1 protein-coding gene is annotated in these 609 nt (G+C 26.4%); it reads right to left on the bottom strand.

Annotation, left to right across the window (positions count from 1 at the left end):
• Positions 1-96: 96 nt before the first annotated feature.
• Positions 97-531 carry a MarR family winged helix-turn-helix transcriptional regulator gene (locus L992_RS13015; protein WP_047396689.1) on the bottom strand — a complete coding sequence of 145 codons (435 nt, stop codon included), beginning with the start codon at positions 529-531 and terminating at the stop codon, positions 97-99.
• Positions 532-609: the final 78 nt, after the last annotated feature.

The following is a 609-nucleotide window of genomic DNA, read 5'->3' as shown; positions in this document are numbered from 1 at the left end:
CCATAAACGCTGAAAGTACTTGGGGGGCAGCCCCCTGGGAGGATAGGAAGTTGCCAATCTTTTTTATTTTTTGTAAAAATAAAAAAGAGAGTTTTATCAAAACTCTCTTCCGTTAAATTCTTGTAGTGTTGTATTTAGTTTTTCTAAAAACGATACAAAGATTTCAAGTTCTTTATCAGAAAATAAACCTTGAAATTTTTTTTGCAATTCAGGTAAAAAATTATCAACAAATGTGATTGCCTTTTTTCCATCATCAATAAGATATAAACCTTTTCTTCTTTTATCTAATGCTTTTTTTTCGATTAAACCTTTATCTTCTAAATTAGTGACATATTTAGTTACTAAAGATTTTTCAAGTTTTCTTAATTTTGCAATATCATATTGTGTTATTCCTGGATTTTCATATATTATACGAAGATATAAACTTTCTGTTCTTGTAATTTCTAATTCTGAAAGTAGATTATCAAATAAAAAATTAATCTCTTTGTTGATTGCAGATATTAGAAGAATTGCACCTCGATTTGTTTTCATATAATCACCTCGTATAATGAAGATATAAAAATCTTCATCAATTTATTTGTTATAATTTACTAAAGTGCTGTGGATTAT

Origin of the sequence: Cetobacterium sp. ZOR0034 (genome assembly GCF_000799075.1) — a bacterium.
In the GTDB taxonomy this organism is placed as follows: domain Bacteria; phylum Fusobacteriota; class Fusobacteriia; order Fusobacteriales; family Fusobacteriaceae; genus Cetobacterium_A.
This window is presented reverse-complemented; position numbering and strand designations above follow the sequence as displayed.